This window comes from Streptomyces sp. NPDC017943 (genome assembly GCF_044328425.1).
GTDB classification, from domain to species: Bacteria; Actinomycetota; Actinomycetes; order Streptomycetales; family Streptomycetaceae; genus Streptomyces; species Streptomyces djakartensis_A.
This window is the reverse complement of the sequence record NZ_JBIRHH010000009.1, coordinates 1-19959: the sequence shown is the minus strand read 5'-3', so window position 1 is coordinate 19959 and position 19959 is coordinate 1. Positions and strand designations below refer to the sequence as shown.

Genomic DNA, 19959 nt, shown 5'->3' with positions numbered 1-19959 from the left:
GAGATGGCCAGGCGCGAGCGTGTCATGAGGATGTCGGTCGAGCAGCCGCTGTGGCGGGCGCTGACCGCCTACCGGGTGCTCACGATGCTGTACGCCATCGGCCTGTTCGCCACCGCCCACGACGAGTTCCCGCGCCCCTGGATCGCCGTCGGCTACTACGTGGTGCTGGCCGGGTGGACCCTGGCCACGCTGACCCGGGTCGCGAACGCGGCCCGCTGCACCCGGGGGTTCCTGGCCGCCGACCTGACCGTCGCCCTCACCGGCATCCTGCTCACGCCCGTCGCCGACGCGCACGAGAGGGTCCAGGCGGGCGGCCCGACCCTGCCGTCGATTTGGACGGCGGGCGCCGTCCTGGCCTTCGCCCTCAAGGGCGGCTGGCGCTGGGCGGCCCTGGCCTCCTCCCTGGTGGCCGTGGCCAACCTGGCCGAGCGCGGCAGCCCGGCCCGCGACACCGTCCACAACGTCGTGCTGGTCATCATCGCGTCCGTCGCCATCGGCTACGTCGTCGAGGTGGCCCGCGCCTCCGAGCGCACCCTCGCCCGCGCCCTGGAGATCGAGGCCGCCACCCGCGAGCGGGAGCGCCTCGCCCGGGACATCCACGACAGCGTGCTGCAGGTGCTGGCGATGGTGCAGCGCCGGGGCGCGGTGATCGGCGGCGAGGCGGCCGAGCTGGGCCGCATGGCCGGCGAGCAGGAGGTCGCGCTGCGCACCCTCGTCTCCGGCGGGCTGGTGCCGGTCTCCCGCGTCTCGGAGGACGCCGCCGAGGGCGCGCTCGTCCGGGCCGTCGAGGAGGAGCCCGACGACGGGCCCGCCGACCTGCGCGCCCTGCTCGCGCCGTACGCCAGGGCCACCGTGAGCCTCGCCGAGCCCGGCGCCCCGGTGCTCCTCGCGCCCGCCGCCGCCCGGGAGGTCGCCGCGGCGGTCGGAGCCGCGCTGGACAACGTCCGGCGGCACGCGGGGGAGGACGCCCGCGCCTGGATCCTGGTCGAGGACGAACCCGACGAGGTGATCGTCACCGTCCGGGACGACGGGCCCGGCATCCCGGAGGGGCGGCTCGCCCAGGCCGAGGGCGAGGGGCGGCTCGGCGTCGCCCAGTCGATCCGCGGCCGGCTGCGCGACCTCGGCGGCAGCGCCGAGCTGATCTCGGTGCCGGGGCAGGGCACGGAAGTCGAGTTGAAGGTACCGAAGAGCGTGGCGGACACGCGGGGGAAGGCGGAGCGGCGATGACGTCGAGCACCGGGGACGGACGGGACCCGATCAAGGTGATGGTGGTCGACGACCACCCCATGTGGCGCGACGCCGTCGCCCGCGACCTGGCCGAGTCGGGCTTCGACGTGGTCGCCACCGCGGGCGACGGCGACCAGGCCGTGCGCCGCGCCCGGGCCGCCGCGCCCCAGGTCCTCGTCCTGGACCTGAACCTGCCCGGCAAGCCCGGCGTCCAGGTCTGCAAGGAGGTCGTGGCCGCCGACCCGGCCCTGCGCGTGCTGGTGCTGTCCGCGAGCGGCGAGCACGCCGACGTGCTGGAGGCGGTGAAGTCCGGCGCGACCGGCTATCTGCTGAAGTCGGCCTCCACCGAGGAACTCCAGGACGCGGTCCGCCGCACCGCGGCCGGCGACCCCGTCTTCACCCCGGGCCTGGCCGGTCTGGTCCTCGGCGAGTACCGCCGCCTGGCCTCGGAGCCCGCGCCCGCGCCCGACACCGACGAGCCGAAGGCGCCCCGGCTCACCGAGCGCGAGACCGAGGTGCTGCGCCTGGTCGCCAAGGGTCTGAGCTACAAGCAGATCGCCGAGCGCCTGGTCATCTCCCACCGCACGGTGCAGAACCACGTCCAGAACACCCTGGGCAAGCTCCAGCTGCACAACCGCGTGGAGCTGGTCCGGTACGCGATCGAACGCGGCCTCGACGACGAGTGACGCCCCCACCGGCCGGGACCCCGCGGGCCCGGCCGGTCCGTCACCCGGTCCGCGTCTGCGTCACCCGGTCCGCGCCGTACCGGGGGGCGTCACCGCGAGGGCGCGCCGGTGTCCCGCAGCTGCCCGATCAGCTCCCGGACGATCCGCGCCCCGTTCAGCGTCAGCACCGACTCGGGGTGGAACTGCACACCGGCGAAGCCCGGCCCGCGCAGGGCGTGCACCTCCCCGTTCGCGGCGCGGCACACCTCCACCCCGCGGGCCGCGAGCCCGGCCGCCGCCCCGTCGTCGCAGCGCGCGGTGAAGCTGTTGTAGAAGCCGACCGTCTCGTGCCGTCCGAACAGCTCGATCTCCGTCTGCGCCCCCTGGTACGGCACGTCCTTGCGGACGATCTGCAGCCCCAGCTCGGCGGCGATCAGTTCGTGCCCGAGGCAGACACCGAGCACGCCGTGCCGCCCGGCGCGGACCACCTCGGCGGTCAGGGCGCGCAGCGACCGCATCTTCCTATCCGCCGGGTCGGACGGATCCCCCGGTCCAGGGCCCAGCACCACCGGCCCCTCGTGTCCCCGCACCGCCTCCCGCAGCCCGGGCTCGTCGTACCGCCGCACGCTCACCCGCAGTCCGCCCGAGCGCAGCACGTGCGCGAGCATCGCCGTGAAGGTGTCCTCGCCGTCGACGACCAGGGCGTGCCCGGCCGGCTCCTGCGCGGGCTCCTGCATGCGCAGCCAGAAGGGCGCCAGGGACGCCCGCCGTCCGTCCAGTGCGGCCCGCACGCGCGGGTCGTCGGCCAGGCGGGCGCCGGAGTGCTCCGCCCGCGGCCGCGAGGGACGTACGCCCAGCGCCGCCAGCACGCCCGCCGCCTTGGCGTGGGTCTCCGCGACCTCGCCCGCCGGGTCCGAGCCGCGCACGAGGGTGGCGCCGACCGGCACCCGCAGCCGCCCGTCCGCGTCGATGTCGGCGGTGCGGATGAGGATGGGGGAGTCCAGGGTCTGGGCCCCGCCCGCGTCCCGGCCGATCAGGGCCAGCGCCCCGGCGTAGTACCCGCGCCCGCCGCTCTCGTGCCGCTCGATCACCCGGCAGGCGTTCTGCACCGGCGAGCCGGTGACGGTCGCCGCGAACATGGTCTCCCGCAGCACCTCCCGCACGTCCAGCGTCGACCTGCCGCGCAGCTCGTACTCCGTGTGGGCGAGATGTGCCATCTCCTTCAGCCGGGGTCCGACCACCACCCCGCCCCGGTCGCCGACGGTGCACATCATCTTGAGCTCCTCGTCGACGACCATCGACAGCTCCTCGATCTCCTTGCCGTCGGCGAGGAAGTCCAGCAGGTGCTCCGGGGTCGGGCCGCCGGCGGGATAGCGGTAGGTGCCGCTGATCGGGTTCATGACGACCGTGCCGCCGGACATCCGCACGTGCACCTCGGGACTGGCCCCGACCAGGGTGCGCCCACCCGTCTCCCACCGCCGCCCCTCCGCGGAAGGCCTTTCGGGCCCCTTCCGCTCTCCGGTGTGCACGACGAACGTCCAGTAGGCGCCCCGCTCGCCCTCCAGCAGCCGCCGGAACAGCGCGAGGGCGTCCGCCCTGCCGAACCCGGGGATCTCGCCCTCGTAGGTCCGCCGGATGACGAAGTTGGCGCCCTCGCCGCGGCCGATCTCCTCCTCCAGCACCCGTCCGACGATCCGCGCGTACGCGTCGTCGTCGACGTCGAAGCCCCCGTCGCGGACCCGGACGTCGTGCGCGGGGAGCTGCTCCAGCGCCTCGGCCAGCGGGACGGTGTACGTCTCCTCGGGCGTGAGGGCCAGCAGGGGTGTGCCGTCGTCGCGGACGTCGAAGCCGCGCTCGCGGATCTGCCGGAACGGCACGAGCGCGAGGCTCTCGGCGGGCAGGTCGGCCAGTCGCTCATGGGCGGTGACGGGGCCGATCAGCACCTCGACCAGGTCGTGGTCGTGGCCCGGGGTGCGGCGGCGCAGCAGGGCGAACGGACGGGGGTCGTCCGGCAAGCCGAGCAGGTTCATGGTCCGTGCTCCTTCTCGGGGAACGTCAGAGGGAGAGGAACGGACCCCGGGAACACCGAAGGCCGCCCCTCGGGCGGCCTTCGCGAAGTCTGGGATACGCGCAGTCAGCGGGCCGCCGGATGAGCGGTCCACCACCAGGTCTGGATCGAGTGCGCGAACATGCCCCGCACCCTACCCCACGTCCGAGGGGTGTACCCCGTGTCTCATTTGCTGGTCACCGGTCGGGAGGCCCGTGCCGACCCCGTAGGGTTGAGTGCGTGACCGTGAACGCTAAGACCAGCGCGACTGCTGGCAACACCTGGCGAGACCTGCCCGCGGCGCAGCAGCCCGAGTACCCCGACACCGAGGCTCTGCGCGCAGTGATCGCGGACCTCGAGTCGTATCCGCCGCTCGTCTTCGCGGGCGAGTGCGACCAGCTGCGCGCCCGGATGGCGTCCGTCGCCAAGGGAGAGGCGTTCCTCCTCCAGGGCGGCGACTGCGCCGAGGCCTTCGACGCGGTGTCCGCGGACCACATCCGCAACAAGCTCAAGACGCTGCTGCAGATGGGCGCGGTGCTCACGTACGCGGCGTCCGTGCCCGTGGTGAAGGTCGGCCGCATCGCCGGCCAGTACTCCAAGCCGCGCTCCAAGCCGACCGAGACCCGCGACGGCGTGACCCTGCCGACCTACCGCGGTGACTCCGTCAACGGCTTCGACTTCACCGAAGAGGCCCGCGTCCCGGACCCCGAGCGGCTGAAGCGGATGTACCACGCCTCCGCCTCCACGCTGAACCTGGTGCGCGCCTTCACCACCGGCGGCTACGCCGACCTGCGCCAGGTGCACGCCTGGAACCAGGACTTCGTGAGGTCGTCCCCGTCGGGGCAGCGCTACGAGCAGCTGGCCCGCGAGATCGACCAGGCGCTCAACTTCATGCACGCCTGCGGGGCGGACCCGGAGGAGTTCAAGACGGTCGAGTTCTACGCCTCGCACGAGGCGCTGCTGCTCGACTACGAGTCGGCCCTGACCCGGGTCGACTCGCGCACGGGGCAGCTGTACGACGTCTCCGGCCACATGGTGTGGATCGGTGAGCGCACCCGGCAGCTGGACCACGCGCACATCGAGTTCGCCTCGAAGATCCGCAACCCCATCGGGATCAAGCTGGGTCCGACCACGACGGCCGAGGACGCGCTGCAGTACATCGAGCGCCTCGACCCGGAGCGGGAGCCGGGCCGGCTGACCTTCATCGTGCGCATGGGCGCCGACAAGGTCCGCGACAAGCTCCCCGAGCTGGTCGAGAAGGTCACCGCCTCCGGTGCCACCGTCGCCTGGGTGACCGACCCGATGCACGGCAACACCTTCGAGGCGGCCTCCGGGCACAAGACCCGCCGCTTCGACGACGTGCTCGACGAGGTGAAGGGCTTCTTCGAGGTCCACAAGGCGCTCGGCACCCACCCGGGCGGCATCCACGTGGAGCTCACCGGCGACGACGTGACCGAGTGCGTGGGCGGCGGCGACGAGATCTTCGTCGACGACCTGCACCAGCGCTACGAGACGGCGTGCGACCCGCGGCTCAACCGCAGCCAGTCGCTGGACCTGGCGTTCCTCGTGGCGGAGATGTACCGGGACCAGTAGCGGTCCGCCTGCCCGTCACCGGGGCAAGCACTGGGGCGCGGATCACACGATCCGCGCCCCTCACTGCTTTCGTGCTCCCGGGGCGGCGGGTAAGGTTAGGTTTGCCTCACCGATCACGGGGACGGCACTCAGATCCCGTCGGGAGGTGGACCGCGTGTACGTCTGCAGTTGCTTCGGCATCACCGAGCAGCAGGTCAAGCAGCACGCGGACGGCGGCGCCTGCACGCCCCGCCAGATAGCCTCCGCCTGCAAGGCGGGCACGGACTGCGGGTCGTGCGTCCGCCGGATCCAGGCGATCCTCGGCCGGGGCACCTGCCCGCGCCGCGACCTGGCCGACCGCGGTGAGCCGGTCCTGTCGGAACTGGAAGACGCCGCCTGACGGCAGGGCTCAGCTCGGCTGCTCGATCTGCTGCGCGAGGTACAGCGCCTCACCCAGCTTCTCGATGAGTTCCAGCTGGGTGTCCAGGTAGTCGATGTGGTGCTCCTCGTCGGCGAGGATGTCCTCGAAGATGTTCGCGGACGTGATGTCGCCCTTGGTGCGCATCACCTCGATGCCGCGCTTGAGGCGGTCGATCGCCTCGACCTCGACCTGCCGGTCCGCCTGGAACATCTCGGTGACCGTCTGGCCGACCCGTACGTGGAACAGCCGCTGGTAGTTGGGCAGGCCGTCCAGCATCAGGATCCGCTCGGTGATCCTGTCCGCGTGCTTCATCTCGTCGATGGACTCTTCACGCGTGTACTTGGCGAGCTTGGTCCAGCCCTTGTTGTCCTGGATCCGGTAGTGCAGCCAGTACTGGTTGATCGCCGTCAGCTCGCCGGTCAGCTGCTCGTTGAGAAATTCGAGGACCTCGGGGTCGCCCTGCATCGCAGAGGCTCCTTCCACGCGTGGGACTGGCACGTGCGCCGCATGATTCCACTGAGGGCGAAGATCGTCCAGTAAGTGTTCACTTAGTAAGTTAGGGCATGCTTAGTCCATTTCGTCCGCGTATGGAGTGGCCCCGGTCAGGGGCATCACCGCGGGTCTGTCAGGATGGAGTCATGGGTCAGCCGCTGGGACACGAATCGGGAGAAGGGCGCGATTCGGCAGGAGCGGCGCAGCCGGCGCTGCCCCCGGGACAGCGCGTACAGCGCGGCTGGCCGGTCACGCACTACGGCCCCGTCCCCAAGTTCCGGCCCGAGCGCTGGGAGTTCCGGGTCTTCGGCGCCACCGCCGCCGGCGGCAAGCACTGCTGGACGCACGAGGAGTTCACGGCCCTGCCCCACACCACCGTGGTGGCCGACCTGCACTGCGTCACCAAGTTCAGCATGCTGGGCGCCGAGTGGGGCGGCATCCCCGCCCGCACGATCCTCGACCTCGCACCGCCCGCCGACGACGTCACGCACGTGATGGTGTGGGCCGAGTACGGGTTCAGCTCCAACCTGCGGCTGGCCGACTTCGCCTCCGAGCAGAGCGTGTTCGCCACCCACAGGGACGGCGAGCTGCTCACCGCCGAGCACGGCTTCCCGGTCCGGCTGATCGTGCCCCACCTCTACGCCTGGAAGGGCCCCAAGTGGGTGCGCGGCGTGGAGTACATGACCGCCGACCGGCGCGGCTTCTGGGAGGAGCGCGGCTACCACAACATCGGCGACCCCTGGCGCGAGCAGCGCTACTCCTACCAGGAGGAACCGGGGGACGGCCCCGGGCTCTGAGACGGCCGGCCGCCCATCCTTGGGCCGTCGCGCGGCCGCGGCAGCCGTCGCGCGGCCGCGTCAGCCGTCGCGCAGCTTCTTCAGCCGCTCCACGTCCGCCGCGTGCCCCTGCTTGCCGCCCGGCGTCTCGATGACCAGCGGCACGCCCTCGGTCGCCGGATGGGTCATCAGCGCGCGGAACGGGTCCTCGCCGATGTGGCCGACACCGATGTTCTCGTGCCGGTCCTTGTGCGCGCCCGCGACGTCTTTGGAGTCGTTGGCGTGGATGAGCTTCAGCCGGCCCTCGCCGACCGTGTCCACCAGCAGGTCCAGCGTCCGGTGCATCCCGTCCGGGCCGGTCAGGTCGTGCCCCGCGGCGAACACATGGCAGGTGTCCAGGCACACGCCCAGCTTCGGGTGGGCGTCCAGCGCCGCGAAGTACGGGCCGAAGTCCCAGGTCCGCGAGCACAGCGAGGCACCCTGGCCGGCGGTCGACTCCAGCAGCAGGAACGGGTCGTCCTCGTGGGTCAGTTCGTCCAGCAGCGGCAGCAGGTGCTCCCGGACCTGCCGCAGTGCCACCGGCCGCTCCCGGCCACCGGTGGCGCTGCCCGTGTGGACCACCACGCCCCGCGCGCCGATCGCCCGCCCGCGCCGCAGCGAGTGCCGCAGCGACTCCACGGACCGCTCGACGGTCGCCTCGGTGTGCGAGCCGAAGTTGATCAGATAGGGAGCGTGCACGTACGCCGGGATCCCGCCGGCCTCGCAGGCCGCGCGGAACGCCTCGTCCTGCTGGGGGTTCCCGGCCGGGGTGGCCCAGCCGCGGGGGTTGGCGACGAAGACCTGCACGGCCTCCGCCGCCAGTTCACGGGCGTACGACAGGCCGACGCGGTGGAGACCGCCGGCCACGGGGACATGGCCGCCCACGGGGTTGCGGGACGGGCCGGACAGCTGAGGAATCACCCGTTCAGGGTGTCATGCCCGCGGCCCCGTCCCGGCCGCGGGCCCCGCGCCCGCGGCCGTCACCTGATCTTGATCGTGATCGTCGAGCCCTTGGGCGCGCGCTCGCCGCCCTCGACGGACTGGCCCTCGACGGTGTCGCCGAACAGGCCGAGCAGCCCGCGGTCCTCGTCGACCTGGAAGCCCGCCTCCTCCAGCTCGCGGGTGGCGTCGTCGACGCTGTCGCCCACCACGTCCGGGACCTCGACCATCTCGGGCCCCTTGGACACCGTCAGCGTCACCGTGTCGCCCTCGGCCGCCCGGCCGCCGGCCTTCGGGCTCTGCCCGGCGACCTCGCCCTTGTCGAACTCGGCGGAGGTGACCTGCTTCTCGGCGACCTTCACCTTGAGGCCGGCCTCCTCCAGGTCCGCCTCGGCGTCGGCCAGGTCCTCGCCGGTGACGTCCGGGACGTCGACGGGGCTGCCCTTGCTGACGACGAGCGCCACCGCCGTGCCCGCGCGCACCTTGGTGCCGTCCGCCGGCTCCGCGGAGACGACCGCGCCACGCGGCACGTCCTCGCTGAACGCCCGCGTCACCATGCCGGGCTCCAGCCCGTCGTCCTTCAGCGAGGACCGCGCCTCGGCCAGCTTCCGGCCGGCCAGGGCGGGCACCCGCACGGTCGCGGGGCCGTCGGAGACGGTGATGCCCACCGCGTCGTTCCCCCGGATGCGCGTCCCGGTCCGGGGGTCGCTGCTGATGATCCGGCCCCGCTCGACCGTGTCGCTGTGGGCGTGCTCGACCTTGCCCAGCTCCAGCCCCGCGTCCCGCAACCGGTCCTCGGCCTGGTCCTGGGTCTTCGCCAGCAGCGGCGGGACCTCGGTGAACTGGCCGGAGTTGATGTACCAGACGCCCGTGCCCACGCCCAGCACGAGCAGGAGGGCCACGACGACCGCCAGCGGGCCGCGCGGCACCGCCCGGCGCCGAGACGGCGGGGGCGGCGGCGGGGACGCCAGACGGCTGGTGCGGTTCAGCTCCGCGTCGGGCGTCGCGCCGTCCCGGCCGGAGGAGCCCGGGCGCGGTGTCGTCAGCGCACGCGGGATCACGCTCGTGCGGTCGTCGGCGTTGTCGTGCTCCGACGCCAGCGCCTGCGGCGGCACCGCGTCCAGCTGGTCGCCGGTGAGCCGGGCGCGTCCGTCGCGGACCTGCGCGAGCAGGGCCACCGCGTCGTACGGGCGGACCTCCGCGGAGCGGGCCGTCGCCGAGGCGACCAGCTCGTCCAGCTCGTACGCCAGGCCCGGCACGGCGGCCGAGGGCGGCGGGACGTCCTCGTGCAGGTGCTTGTAGAGGATCACGGCGGGGGAGTCCCCGTCGTGCGGCTTGTCACCGGTGAGCATCTCGTAGAGCATCACGCCGCACGCGTAGACGTCGACGCGGGGGTCGGCGGTGCCGTTCTCTATCTGCTCGGGAGCGAGGTACGACACCGTGCCGAGGACCGTGCCGGTGGTGTTGGTCACCGTGTCGACGGCCCTGACCAGGCCGAAGTCGGCGACCTTCACCCGGCCGTCGTCCCCGATCAGCACGTTCTCCGGCTTCATGTCGCGGTGCACGAACCCGGCCCGGTGGGCGGCCCCGAGGGCGGCCAGCACCGGCTCCAGGATGTCCAGGGCGGCACGCGGCTGCAGCGCCCCGCGCTCGCGCAGCACGTCCCGCAGGGTGCAGCCGGCCACGTACTCCATCGCGAGGTAGACGTACGCGCCGTCGGTGCCCTGGTCGAAGACCTGCACCACGTTCGGGTGGGCCAGCCGGGCCACCGACTTCGCCTCGCGGATGAACCGCTCGACGAACGAGCCGTCGACCGCGAGCGAGGGGTGCATCACCTTGAGCGCGAGGACCCGGTCGAGGCGGGTGTCCACGGCCCGGTAGACCGTGGCCATCCCGCCGACCGCGATCCGCGCGTCGATGCGGTACCGGCCGTCGAGCACCTGCCCGACCAAGGGGTCCTGAAGGGTCGTGTCCACGCAGGCGAGTGTACGAGCCGTGACCGACAGCCCCCGCCCCCCGGCCGTCCTCGGGGCGGGACTGCAGCGGACCTGTGACGTGCCCCGCAAGGACGGACGTGCCTACCGGAACGCCGGACGCTCCGGGTCCAGCGCCGCCACGCCCTCGGTCGGCGAGGACGCCCGGGCGAAGTGCCGCCGCGGGATCCGGCCCGCCCGATGGGCCAGCCGGCCCGCCTCCACGGCGTGCCGCATCGCGTCGGCCATCAGCACCGGCTCCTGCGCCCGCGTCACCGCCGAGGCCAGCATCACGCCCGCGCACCCCAGCTCCATCGCCAGGGCCGCGTCCGAGGCCGTCCCGGCGCCCGCGTCGAGGATCACCGGCACGCGCGCGTGCTCCACGATCAGCTCGAAGTTGTGCGGGTTGCGGATGCCCAGCCCCGACCCGATCGGCGAGCCGAGCGGCATGATCGCCGCGCAGCCCACGTCCTCCAGCTTCCGCGCGAGCACCGGGTCGTCGTTGGTGTACGGCAGCACCGTGAAGCCGTCGTCGACCAGTGTCTCGGCCGCGTCCAGCAGCTCGATCGGGTCCGGCAGCAGGGTGCGCTCGTCGGCGATGACCTCCAGCTTGATCAGGTCCGTGCCCAGGGCCTCGCGGGCGAGGCGGGCGGTGAGGACGGCCTCGCCCGCGGTGAAGCAGCCCGCCGTGTTGGGCAGCACCCGGATGCCGAGCCGGTCGAGGACGGACAGCACCGAGCCGTGCACGGAGGCGTCCACCCGGCGCATCGCCACGGTCGTCAGCTCCGTGCCGGAGGCGACCAGGGAGCGCTCCAGCACGTCCAGGCTGGGCGCCCCGCCGGTCCCCATGATCAGGCGGGAGGTGAAGGACGTGCCTGCGAGGACGAACGGATCGTCGGCCATGGTCAGCCTCCTTGGACGGCGGTGAGGACTTCCACGCGGTCCCCCTCGGACAGGGGCGTGGCGGGCCACTGCGCGCGCGGGACGACGGTTTCGTTGAGGGCGGCGGCCACTCCCGAGGACGAGGTCGTGAGGGACGCCACGACCGTGTCGAGGGCCGTGCCGGGCCGGACGCGGCGGGGCTCGCCGTTGACGGAGATGTTCACGCGGGCTGCTCCTGGAGTGCGGTGACGGCGCGGAAGCGCTCCGGGGTGAAGGGGCGGGCCTCGGCGGGCAGTTCGCCCGTGGCCAGGGCGTGCGCCAGCACGTCGCCGGTCACCGGTGTGAGCAGCACGCCGTTGCGGTGGTGCCCGGTGGCCAGCAGCAGCCCGTCCAGGGCCGTCGGGCCGAACAGCGGGGCGTTGTCCGGGGATCCGGGGCGCAGCCCGGCGCGGGTCTCGGTGAGCGGCAGTTCGGTGATGCCCGGCACCAGCTCGTGGGCGTCGCGCAGCAGCTCGTAGACGCCGCCCGCGGTGACGGTGGTGTCCCAGCCCAGCTCCTCGCTGGTCGCCCCGATCACCAGCTCGCCGCTCTCGCGTGGCACCAGGTAGACGTGGCTGCCGCGCACGACCGCGCGCACGGTGCGGCTCAGGAACGGCCCGTGCCGCGCCGGCATGGTCAGCCGCACCACCTGGCCCTTCACGGGCCGCACCGGGGGCAGCACCTCGTCCGGGACGCCCGCGAGCCGGCCGCTGAGACTGCCCGCGGCCAGCACCACCTGCCCCGCGCCCAGCACGGTCCCGTCGTCGGTGACCACACCCGCGGCCCGGTCCCGCGCCACGGTGAGCCGCTCGGCCCACGCCCGGTGCAGGACCACCCCGGCCCGCTCACAGGCGGTGACCAGGGCCGCGGCGAGGCGCCGGGGGTCGATCTGGTGGTCGCCGTCGACCCGCAGCCCGCCGCGCACCCCCGGCGCGAGCATCGGCTCCAGCCGGCGGCACTCCCGCCCCGACAGCCACTGCGAGTCCAGCCCCGACTGCTGCTGGAGGGCGTGCAGCTCCCGCAGGTGCGCGCGGTCGTCGGCGTCGAGGGCCACGGCCAGGGTGCCGCTGCGGCGGTAGCCGAGGTCGTGCCCGGTCAGCTCGGTCAGCTCGGCCGCGAACTCCGGGTAGCGGCGGGCCGAGGCGAGGTTCAGCCCCAGCAGGGTCTGCTCGCCGTAGTGCAGTTCCGTGACGGCGGCCAGCATCCCGGCGGCGACCTGGGCGGCCCCGCCGCCGGGCTCGGGATCCACCACGGCCGTGGCGAACCCGCGCTGCGCGGCCCGCCAGGCCGTGACCAGGCCGATGATCCCGCCCCCGACGACGAGGACGTCTGATGTGGTGGACGTGCGCGACATGGGCGTCCAGCCCCTCCCTTCGCCGGCATGACCCGGATCAGGTTCGTACGGTCGGAGGCCGCCAGCCTCCCTCTCAGCCCGGTGCGCCCGGGCTCCCGCGAGTGCTCTACGTTGGCCACCCTAGCCCGACCCCGCACACCGCAGTAAGGGAGCCTTCCCCCATGGCCCGATCCCTCGACGGTCTCGTCCTCGCCCCGGTCGCCGACCAGGCACCCGGTCAGGTGGGGACCCGCACCCGGTTCCGCTACCACGAGCGGGACGGCGAGATCTGGGCCGACTACGCGGGCGGGGACGTCGTACGCGGGCATCTCGTGGGTATCCGGGAAGGTGACAGGCTCGACTTCCGCTACGTCCAGCTCAGGCGGGACGGCACCACCGCCTCGGGGCACTGCGTCTCGACGGTCGTGGAGCTGCCCGACGGCCGGGTGCGGCTGGAGGAGACCTGGGAGTGGGAGTCCGGGCCGGGCAGCGGCACCAGCGTTGTGGAGCAGCTCACGGCGCAGGAGCACTGACTGACGGAACGTCAGGTGTCTATGGTGATCAGGTGAGCGAGCAGACGCAGGAACCAGGCCCGTCCGCGCCGCGGCGCGTGGTCGTGGCGGGCGCGGGCATGGCCGGGGTGCAGACCGCGGTCGCCCTGCGCGAACAGGGCTTCACCGGCACCGTGAGCCTCATCGGTGCCGAGCCCCACCAGCCCTACGACCGCCCGCCGTTGTCCAAGGCCGTCCTGCTCGGCAAGGCCGAGGGCTCCGCCTTCGACGTGGACTTCGAGGCCCTGGGCATCGAACTGCGCCTCGGCTGCGAGGTGCTGGGCCTGCGCCCCGGCGATCACGAGCTGGACACCGAGGCCGGGCCCGTGCCGTACGACGTCCTGGTGGTCGCGACCGGCGCCGAGCCGGTCCGGCTGCCCGGCGCGCAGGGCGTGCCCGGCGTGCACCTGCTGCGCACCCTGGACGACGCCGAGCGGCTGCGGCCGGTGCTGGCCGCCCGGCACGAGATCGTGGTCGTGGGCGCGGGCTGGATCGGCGCGGAGTTCGCCACGGCCGCGCGCGAGGCGGGCTGCTCGGTGACCGTCGTGGAGGCCGCCGGCCGTCCCCTCGCCGACGCCCTGCCCGCCGAGGTCGCCGCGCCGATGGCCCGCTGGTACGCCGACGCGGGCGCCGTCCTGCGCACCCACGCGCGCGTGGCGCGGGTCGAGCCCGGCGCGGTGGTCCTGGACGACGGCTCACGGCTGCCCGCGGAGGCGGTCGTCGTCGGGATCGGCGCCCGCCCCGCCACGGCCTGGCTGGCCGGGTCCGGCGTCGAGCTCGGCGCGCACGGCGAGATCGTCGCCGACGCGCACCTGCGCACCCGCGTGCCCGACGTGTACGCCGTCGGCGACTGCGCCTCCTTCCCCTCGGGCCGCTACGGCGAGCGCCTGCTGGTGCACCACTGGGACAACGCCCTGCAGGGGCCGCGCACGGTCGCCGCGAACATCGTCGGCGGGGCCTCGGGCGAGCCGCCCGCGGTGTACGACCCGGTGCCCTACTTCTGGTCCGAGCAGTTCGGCCGGTTCGTGCAGTACGCCGGGCACCACGCGGCCGCCGACGCGCTGCTGTGGCGGGGCGACCCCTCCGGCCCGGCCTGGACGGCGTGCTGGCTGCGGGACGAGCGGCTGGTCGCGCTGCTGGCGGTGGGCCGCCCCCGGGACCTGGCCCAGGGCCGCCGCCTGATCGAGTCGGGCACGCCGATGAACCGGGTGCTGCTGGCGGACCCGGCCCGGCCGATGAAGGCGGCCACGGCCTGAGGGCCGGGCCCGGGCGGAGCGGGCCGGGGCGCCTGCGTGGGCGGGGTCGGAGCGCCCGGGTGGACGGGGCCGGGGCGCCCGGGTGGACCGGGCCGGTTTCCGACTGTCGGTGGCGGATGGCAGGCTTGTCACCGTGACCGAGATTGACGCAAAGATCGATGCTCTCGTCCCCGCCTGGCTCACCCTCCCCGACATCGCCGAGCAGTTCGGCGTCGAGGTGACGCGTGTGCGGCAGCTGGTCAAGGAGGGCCAGCTCATCGCCGTACGCCGCGGTGAGAACCGCGCGCTGCACGTCCCCGCCGCCTTCATCGACGGGGACAAGGTCGTCAAGGGCCTCACCGGGACCCTGACGCTCCTGCGGGACGACGGCTTCACGGACGAAGAGATGCTGGAGTGGCTCTTCACCCCCGACCCCAGCCTGCCCGGCACCCCGGCGCAGGCGCTCAGCGAGAACCGCGGCACGGAGGTGAAGCGCCGCGCGCAGGCGCTCGCGGTCTGACCCCGATCCGACGGGCCGGCCGTCCGGCCCCGCGCGAGCGGGGCCGGATCCGGACAGCCGCCCGGTGCGGGGCCGTGATCCTCGGGGTCACGGCCCGGGACCGCGCCGTGCCCGCGCACGGGCCCCTCTGAGGATCCGGACCCTGTCCCCGCACGGGCCGGGGCGGGCGGACCCGGGCCGGCTGCGCGTAAGGTGCCCGGGTCGGTCCCGCACGGGACGCGCACGCCCGGCCGGGACCCCGGCGGGCGGGGCCGCCCCCTGGGACGGGACCGCACCGGCCTGCACAGGCCTCCCGCCCTCGCGCACCGGGCAGGCGCGCGTGTCCGCCCGCACCACCGGCCGGGCGCCGCGCCCGCGCCCACCCACGGCGTACGGGCGGGGGCGGTCCGCGCCGACCACCGGACCCCGGCGCCCGCATGCTCCGCGCGGGCAGGCGGGTGGGGTCCGCGCCACCGACAACCGAGGGGGACTCGTATGACCGGCACCGCCGCCACCACCGCCCGGGCCCGGCTCGCCGACGCCCGGCTCTACCTCTGCACCGACGCCCGCAAGCGCCAGGGCGACCTTCCCGCGTTCCTGGACGCCGTCCTCGCCGGGGGCGTCGACATCGTGCAGCTGCGCGACAAGGGCATGGAGGCGGGCGAGGAGCTGGCGCACCTGGAGGTGTTCGCCGAGGCCTGCGCCCGGCACGGCAAGCTGCTCGCGGTCAACGACCGGGCGGACGTCGCCCACGCCGCCGGCGCCGACGTCCTGCACCTCGGCCAGGGCGACCTCCCGGTCCCCGCGGCCCGGGCCGTCCTCGGCGACGACGTGCTGATCGGCCGCTCCACCCACGCCGAGTCCGAGGCCGCCGCGGCCGCCCGGCAGGAGGGCGTGGACTACTTCTGCACCGGCCCCTGCTGGCCGACCCCCACCAAGCCCGGCCGGCACGCCCCCGGCCTGGACCTGGTCCGGTACACGGCCGGCCTCGGCACCGACCGCCCCTGGTTCGCCATCGGCGGCATCGACCTCGGCAACCTCGACCAGGTCCTGGACGCGGGCGCCCGGCGGGTCGTCGTCGTACGGGCGATCACCGAGGCCGGTGACCCGGGTGCCGCGGCGGCCGAGTTCGCCGAGCGCCTGCGCGAGCGGTGAACCGGCCTTCCGTCCGAAGCGTCCTTCGCCTGAGCCGTCCTTCTGTCCAAGGAGTGGACAGAAGGATGGACAACAAGTGGACAAAAGGTGCAAAATCCCGTGCCCGGTTGGGGGACCGCCCGCCCCTGGCTAACCTGCCGGTATGGCCCTCGGCACCGCATCCATCAGGTCGGACCACGCCCGCACCGTGCGCGACATGCTCGCGACCGGCAAGACGACGTACTCGTTCGAGTTCTACGCGCCCAAGACCCCGAAGGGCGAGCGGAACCTGTGGAACGCGCTGCGCCGGGTCGAGGCCGTGGCACCCGACTTCGTCTCCGTGACCTACGGCGCGGGCGGCTCGACCCGCGCCGGGACGGTCAAGGCGACCGAGGCGATCGCCTCCGACACCACCCTCACGCCGATCGCCCACCTCACCGCGGTCGACCACTCGGTGGCCGACCTGCGCAACATCATCGGCCAGTACGCGGACGCCGGGATCCGCAACATGCTCGCCCTGCGCGGCGACCCGCCCGGTGACCCCATGGGCGACTGGGTGCCGCACCCGCGAGGACTGGCCTACGCCTCCGAACTCGTCGAACTGATCAAAGCCTCCGGTGACTTCTGCGTGGGCGTGGCCGCCTTCCCGGCGATGCACCCGCGCTCCGCGGACTGGGAGACCGACGTCCGCCACTTCGTCGACAAGTGCCGCGCGGGCGCCGACTACGCCATCACGCAGATGTTCTTCCAGCCGGAGGACTACCTCCGGCTGCGCGACCGGGTCGCGGCCGCCGGCTGCGAGACCCCGATCATCCCCGAGGTCATGCCGATCGCCAGTGTGCGGACGCTGGAGCGCATCGGCTCCCTGACCAACGCCGCGTTCCCGGACGCCCTGAAAGAGCGGATCCTCACAGCACAAGACGATCCGGCCGCTGTACGCTCCATTGGGATCGAATTCGCCACGGAGTTCTGTGCGCGGCTGCTCGCCGAAGGCGTGCCCGGGCTGCACTTCATCACGCTCAACAACTCCACGGCGACCCTGGAAATCTACGAGAACCTGGGCCTGCACCACCCATCGCAGGCCTAGACCGTTCGCACCGATATACGACACACTGCGTAACGGCCACTGGGAGAGGGGCGTACATGGGCTGGGCGGTCCTCTACATCGCGTTCGGCATCGTCGCGCTGTGGCTGCTGGGCGAGGTGCTCCTGCAGTACAAGGCGCGGCTGCGCTGGCGGCTGCTGGCCTTCGTCGGGTTCCTCGGCGTCGTGGTCGGTGTCCTGATCCCGTCGGTCGTGGTGATCGGACTCGGCGCGGCCGCGTTCGCGGTCGGGCAGACCTACGTCACCCTGTCGTTCCGCAGCGGCTTCGCGGCCGGCTGGGCGGTCAACGCGCCGGTGCTCGGCGGCAGCAAGCGCCGCCGCGGTGAGCGCGGACGCCAGGAGCCGACCCTGGAGGTCTCCGGCCTGGAGGCCGAGGGCGGCTACGGCGACGAAGACGCCGGGCGCAGCCGGGACACCGACGCCTACGGCCAGGACGACGACCACGACGACGTGTTCACCCCGGTGCGCCAGGGCCGCGCGGCCGACGACGCGCACACCGCCGTCTACGAGCCGCAGCCCATGCCCGACGACACCGGCACCTACGGCGTCTACGGCGACACCGGCTACCCGGGCCCGCCCCAGGACCAGTACGCGGCCCAGGGCGCCGACCAGTCCTACTCCTACGACTACTCGGGCTACGGCCAGCAGCAGGGCTACGACAGCACCGGCCAGCAGCAGTACGCCGCCTACTCCGACCCGTACATCGGCTCGTCGAACTACGCCGGTGCCTCCTACGACACCGGCTACGGCGACCAGCAGTACTACGGCCAGCAGGGCTACGGGCAGGACGCGTACTCGGGCAGCTACACCGGGGAGACGCCGCCCGGCGGGGTGTGGGTGCCGCAGCAGCGCAGCACCGACGAGTACGGCCAGGAACTCCCGCCGGAGCAGCCCTATCCCTACCAGGGAGGCGGGCAGCAGCCGCAGGGGAACGGCTTCGACGAGCAGTACCGTTTCTGAGAGTCCCAGAGTCCGAGAGCAGTACCGCTTCCGTAGCCCCCGGCGGCAGGTCACTGCGAGCCGCGGAACCCCGGTCCCTCCACGATCAGACCGGCCACCAGCGCACCCGACATGCCCGCGTGCGGCAGCCCGCCGCCGGGGTGCGCCCAGCCGCCGACGGCGAACAGGCCCGGCAGGCCGGTGGTGTTGGACGGGTGCAGCAGCCGCCCGCCGGCCGCCGCCAGCGCCGGGACCGGCACCGCACCGCCCTCGGCGCCCGTCGCGTCCACGATGTCGGCCGGGGTGCGCAGTTCCTGCCAGAGCAGCCGCTCGCGCAGCCCGGGCACGGCCCGTCCGGCCGCGGCCAGCATCCGTGCGGCCAGGTCGTCCCAGGAGCGGTCGGGCCGCGCGGGGACGGTCGCGGTGACGGTGACCGCCTCGTGGCCCTCCGGGGCCGCCCGCTCGTCGCCCGGCCGCAGAACCGTCACCGTCGGCTGCCCGGCCGGCTCGGCCCGGCCGAACAGGGCGTCCAACTCGGCCTCGCGGTCCGGGGCGTGCACCACCGTGCGGTGAGCCGTGCCCTCGGGGCGGCCGCCGCGCAGGGCGAGCAGGAGCGTCAGCCGCGCGGCCGCCGCCGGCTGCGGGCGCACCCCGCTCGCGCCGCGCACCGCCCGGCCCGCCGCCAGCCGGTCCAGCGTGCCGGGGGAGACCCCGGCCACCACGTGATCGGCTTCCACGGCCGTCCCGTCGGCCAGTTCGATCCCCGCGACCCGGCCGTCCTTCTCCAGCACACCGGTGACCTCGGCACCGAAGTGGAACGCGACCCTGCGGGCCAGGCACCGCTCGTGCACCGCCCGCGCCAGCTCCCGCATCCCGCCGCGCACGTACCAGGTGCCGAACGCGTGCTCCATGTACGGCAGGACGGCCGCGCTCGCGGGCGCGGTCCGCGGGTCCAGACCGTACGTGAGGGCGTGGCTCTCCAGCAGTGCGGCCAGCCGGGGGTCGCGCAGTTCCCAGGCACCGACCTCGGCGAGGGTGCCGGCCCTGCGGGTGCGCAGCAGGCGCTTGTGCGGCACCGCCGGGTAGGGCTCGCGCTCGGCCAGCACCTGCCAGTCGGGCCACAGCGGCTCCTCCAGGAGCGGCCGCCGGGTCCGGTCCCAGGCCTCGCGCGCCCGGACCAGGAAGTCGCCCCAGCGCTGCCCGGCGCCCGCGCCGAGACCTTCGTCCAGGGCGGCGACCACACCGGCGCGGGAGGCGTTCGGCAGGGACACCTCGGTGCCGTCCGCGAACACGTGCCGTGACGACGGGTCGACCTGGACCAGGTCGACGCACGCCTCCAGCGGCTCCTTGCCGGTCTTGACGAACAGGTCCCGGTGGACGGCGGGCAGCGGCAGCAGACCGGGGCCCGTGTCGAAGGAGAACCCGCCGCGTGTGAAGCGGCGCAGCGCTCCGCCGTAGGTGTCCGTCCGCTCGTACACCGCCACCCGGTGGCCCGCGACGGCCAGCCGGGCGGCGGCCGCCATCGCGCCCATCCCGGCGCCGATCACCGCAATCCGTGCCATGCCAGGGACTTTATCCGCCCAGCTCCGGGGACTTCTGCCGGCCACCTGCGCGTACGGGAGCGGACGCGATCGTGCCCACCCGGCCAGGAGGGTTCCGGGGGCAGGTGCGCAGGGGTGAGTACCCGTACTCAGGCGGGGAGTTGAGTACGGGCGCGGATGGGAGGCCACCTGCCGGGACGGGAGAGTGGAGGCACGGAGAGGGGCACGGCTCCGGCACCGGCGACACGGGGCGCCGGAACGGAGCCGGCCCGCGATCCGCTCCTTCCGCCGGCGGAGCCGGCGGGAGCGAGGCACGGGGGAGCACGACCGGAGGATCCGGGCAGTCCGGATCACCCGGGAGCACCGGGGGCGACCGCAACGGGGGGTCCTGCGGGGGACACACGGGGGAGTACGGGGGAGTACGGGGGAGCACGGAAGGCGCCCGGGCCGGCCCGCCCCCCGGGGGCGCGGCCGCTGCCGGCCCCCGCCCGCGGGGGGGGCGGCGCCGGGGCCGGGCGGCGGGGGCGGGGGGTCGGGGGGCGGGGGCGGGC

Annotated in this window: 20 protein-coding genes and 1 riboswitch; of the genes, 11 read left to right on the top strand and 9 right to left on the bottom strand. The window is 74.1% G+C overall.

Annotated elements, in window-relative coordinates; genetic code table 11:
- Positions 1–3: 3 nt before the first annotated feature.
- Positions 4–1227 (top strand): MacS family sensor histidine kinase, encoded by a 1224-nt coding sequence (macS, locus tag ACH4C6_RS26885; protein ID WP_398111169.1) that lies wholly within the window; start codon positions 4–6, stop codon positions 1225–1227.
- Positions 1224–1913, top strand: a complete 690-nt coding sequence (locus tag ACH4C6_RS26880; protein ID WP_398111168.1) for a response regulator — start codon at positions 1224–1226, stop codon at positions 1911–1913. Before macS ends, ACH4C6_RS26880 begins: the two co-directional genes overlap by 4 nt.
- A gap of 89 nt (positions 1914–2002) precedes the next feature.
- Here the strand turns inward: ACH4C6_RS26880 and ACH4C6_RS26875 are convergent, their stop codons facing one another.
- Positions 2003–3922, bottom strand: a complete 1920-nt coding sequence (locus ACH4C6_RS26875; RefSeq protein ID WP_398111167.1) for an anthranilate synthase family protein — start codon at positions 3920–3922, stop codon at positions 2003–2005.
- A 104-nt stretch (positions 3923–4026) separates the two neighbouring features.
- Positions 4027–4083, bottom strand: coding sequence for a trp operon leader peptide (locus ACH4C6_RS26870; protein ID WP_078602827.1), 57 nt, complete (start codon positions 4081–4083; stop codon positions 4027–4029).
- A gap of 96 nt (positions 4084–4179) precedes the next feature.
- Between ACH4C6_RS26870 and ACH4C6_RS26865 the strand changes: the two genes are divergently transcribed.
- Both ACH4C6_RS26865 and ACH4C6_RS26860 read left to right on the top strand, forming a co-directional pair.
- Entirely contained in the window at positions 4180–5532 is a 1353-nt protein-coding gene (locus tag ACH4C6_RS26865; RefSeq protein WP_398111166.1) for a class II 3-deoxy-7-phosphoheptulonate synthase, read from the top strand.
- Positions 5533–5677: 145 nt separating this feature from the next.
- Positions 5678–5911, top strand: a complete 234-nt coding sequence (locus ACH4C6_RS26860) for a bacterioferritin-associated ferredoxin (RefSeq protein ID WP_398111165.1) — start codon at positions 5678–5680, stop codon at positions 5909–5911.
- Positions 5912–5920: 9 nt separating this feature from the next.
- On the opposite strand, the gene bfr is transcribed toward ACH4C6_RS26860, so the two are convergent.
- The gene (gene bfr, locus ACH4C6_RS26855; RefSeq protein ID WP_398111164.1) at positions 5921–6397 is read right to left on the bottom strand and encodes a bacterioferritin; all 477 of its coding nucleotides are present in this window, start codon (positions 6395–6397) and stop codon (positions 5921–5923) included.
- A gap of 173 nt (positions 6398–6570) precedes the next feature.
- On the opposite strand from bfr, the gene ACH4C6_RS26850 reads away from it, so the two are divergent.
- Complete coding sequence (locus tag ACH4C6_RS26850; RefSeq protein ID WP_398111163.1) at positions 6571–7221, top strand: sulfite oxidase-like oxidoreductase; 651 nt, start codon at positions 6571–6573, stop codon at positions 7219–7221.
- A 60-nt stretch (positions 7222–7281) separates the two neighbouring features.
- Here the strand turns inward: ACH4C6_RS26850 and ACH4C6_RS26845 are convergent, their stop codons facing one another.
- The 5 genes from ACH4C6_RS26845 to thiO all read right to left on the bottom strand — a co-directional run bounded on the left by ACH4C6_RS26845 (position 7282) and on the right by thiO (position 12426).
- Positions 7282–8160 carry a deoxyribonuclease IV gene (locus tag ACH4C6_RS26845; protein ID WP_398111162.1) on the bottom strand — a complete coding sequence of 293 codons (879 nt, stop codon included), beginning with the start codon at positions 8158–8160 and terminating at the stop codon, positions 7282–7284.
- Between the two features lie 59 nt (positions 8161–8219).
- Positions 8220–10154 (bottom strand): Stk1 family PASTA domain-containing Ser/Thr kinase, encoded by a 1935-nt coding sequence (gene pknB, locus ACH4C6_RS26840; protein WP_398111161.1) that lies wholly within the window; start codon positions 10152–10154, stop codon positions 8220–8222.
- A 102-nt stretch (positions 10155–10256) separates the two neighbouring features.
- Positions 10257–11054 carry a thiazole synthase gene (locus ACH4C6_RS26835; protein WP_398111160.1) on the bottom strand — a complete coding sequence of 266 codons (798 nt, stop codon included), beginning with the start codon at positions 11052–11054 and terminating at the stop codon, positions 10257–10259.
- Between the two features lie 2 nt (positions 11055–11056).
- Entirely contained in the window at positions 11057–11257 is a 201-nt protein-coding gene (gene thiS, locus ACH4C6_RS26830; protein ID WP_398111159.1) for a sulfur carrier protein ThiS, read from the bottom strand.
- On the bottom strand, positions 11254–12426 hold the full coding sequence (thiO, locus tag ACH4C6_RS26825; protein WP_398111158.1) for a glycine oxidase ThiO: 1173 nt from the start codon (positions 12424–12426) through the stop codon (positions 11254–11256). Before thiO ends, thiS begins: the two co-directional genes overlap by 4 nt.
- A riboswitch (TPP riboswitch) is annotated at positions 12424–12535 on the bottom strand. Its footprint overlaps the gene before it by 3 nt.
- A 52-nt stretch (positions 12536–12587) precedes the next feature.
- Here thiO and ACH4C6_RS26820 point away from each other — a divergent pair.
- The 6 genes from ACH4C6_RS26820 to ACH4C6_RS26795 all read left to right on the top strand — a co-directional run bounded on the left by ACH4C6_RS26820 (position 12588) and on the right by ACH4C6_RS26795 (position 17888).
- Positions 12588–12938, top strand: a complete 351-nt coding sequence (locus ACH4C6_RS26820; protein ID WP_398111156.1) for a hypothetical protein — start codon at positions 12588–12590, stop codon at positions 12936–12938.
- A gap of 32 nt (positions 12939–12970) precedes the next feature.
- Positions 12971–14212 carry an NAD(P)/FAD-dependent oxidoreductase gene (locus ACH4C6_RS26815; protein WP_398111155.1) on the top strand — a complete coding sequence of 414 codons (1242 nt, stop codon included), beginning with the start codon at positions 12971–12973 and terminating at the stop codon, positions 14210–14212.
- A 133-nt stretch (positions 14213–14345) separates the two neighbouring features.
- Positions 14346–14711 (top strand): Rv2175c family DNA-binding protein, encoded by a 366-nt coding sequence (locus ACH4C6_RS26810; RefSeq protein WP_369196198.1) that lies wholly within the window; start codon positions 14346–14348, stop codon positions 14709–14711.
- Positions 14712–15185: 474 nt separating this feature from the next.
- Positions 15186–15845 carry a thiamine phosphate synthase gene (thiE, locus tag ACH4C6_RS26805; RefSeq protein ID WP_398111154.1) on the top strand — a complete coding sequence of 220 codons (660 nt, stop codon included), beginning with the start codon at positions 15186–15188 and terminating at the stop codon, positions 15843–15845.
- 142 nt (positions 15846–15987) lie between these two features.
- Complete coding sequence (gene metF, locus ACH4C6_RS26800; RefSeq protein WP_398111153.1) at positions 15988–16911, top strand: methylenetetrahydrofolate reductase [NAD(P)H]; 924 nt, start codon at positions 15988–15990, stop codon at positions 16909–16911.
- 56 nt (positions 16912–16967) lie between these two features.
- Positions 16968–17888 carry a hypothetical protein gene (locus ACH4C6_RS26795; RefSeq protein ID WP_398111152.1) on the top strand — a complete coding sequence of 307 codons (921 nt, stop codon included), beginning with the start codon at positions 16968–16970 and terminating at the stop codon, positions 17886–17888.
- A 50-nt stretch (positions 17889–17938) separates the two neighbouring features.
- On the opposite strand, the gene ACH4C6_RS26790 is transcribed toward ACH4C6_RS26795, so the two are convergent.
- Positions 17939–19429: a phytoene desaturase family protein gene (locus ACH4C6_RS26790; RefSeq protein WP_398111151.1), complete on the bottom strand. Its 1491-nt coding sequence runs from the start codon at positions 19427–19429 to the stop codon at positions 17939–17941.
- Positions 19430–19959 lie beyond the last annotated feature (530 nt).

Excerpts from the sequence above, each read along its gene's own strand:
- thiE (WP_398111154.1), top strand. The coding sequence starts at position 15,186 with ATGACCGGCACCGCCGCCACCACCGCCCGGGCCCGGCTCGCCGACGCC.
- macS (WP_398111169.1), top strand. The coding sequence starts at position 4 with ATGGCCAGGCGCGAGCGTGTCATGAGGATGTCGGTCGAGCAGCCGCTG.
- thiO (WP_398111158.1), bottom strand. The coding sequence starts at position 12,426 with ATGTCGCGCACGTCCACCACATCAGACGTCCTCGTCGTCGGGGGCGGG.
- metF (WP_398111153.1), top strand. The coding sequence starts at position 15,988 with ATGGCCCTCGGCACCGCATCCATCAGGTCGGACCACGCCCGCACCGTG.
- ACH4C6_RS26790 (WP_398111151.1), bottom strand. The coding sequence starts at position 19,429 with ATGGCACGGATTGCGGTGATCGGCGCCGGGATGGGCGCGATGGCGGCC.
- ACH4C6_RS26880 (WP_398111168.1), top strand. The coding sequence starts at position 1,224 with ATGACGTCGAGCACCGGGGACGGACGGGACCCGATCAAGGTGATGGTG.
- ACH4C6_RS26795 (WP_398111152.1), top strand. The coding sequence starts at position 16,968 with ATGGGCTGGGCGGTCCTCTACATCGCGTTCGGCATCGTCGCGCTGTGG.
- ACH4C6_RS26875 (WP_398111167.1), bottom strand. The coding sequence starts at position 3,922 with ATGAACCTGCTCGGCTTGCCGGACGACCCCCGTCCGTTCGCCCTGCTG.
- ACH4C6_RS26850 (WP_398111163.1), top strand. The coding sequence starts at position 6,571 with ATGGGTCAGCCGCTGGGACACGAATCGGGAGAAGGGCGCGATTCGGCA.
- ACH4C6_RS26835 (WP_398111160.1), bottom strand. The coding sequence starts at position 11,054 with ATGGCCGACGATCCGTTCGTCCTCGCAGGCACGTCCTTCACCTCCCGC.
- ACH4C6_RS26820 (WP_398111156.1), top strand. The coding sequence starts at position 12,588 with ATGGCCCGATCCCTCGACGGTCTCGTCCTCGCCCCGGTCGCCGACCAG.
- bfr (WP_398111164.1), bottom strand. The coding sequence starts at position 6,397 with ATGCAGGGCGACCCCGAGGTCCTCGAATTTCTCAACGAGCAGCTGACC.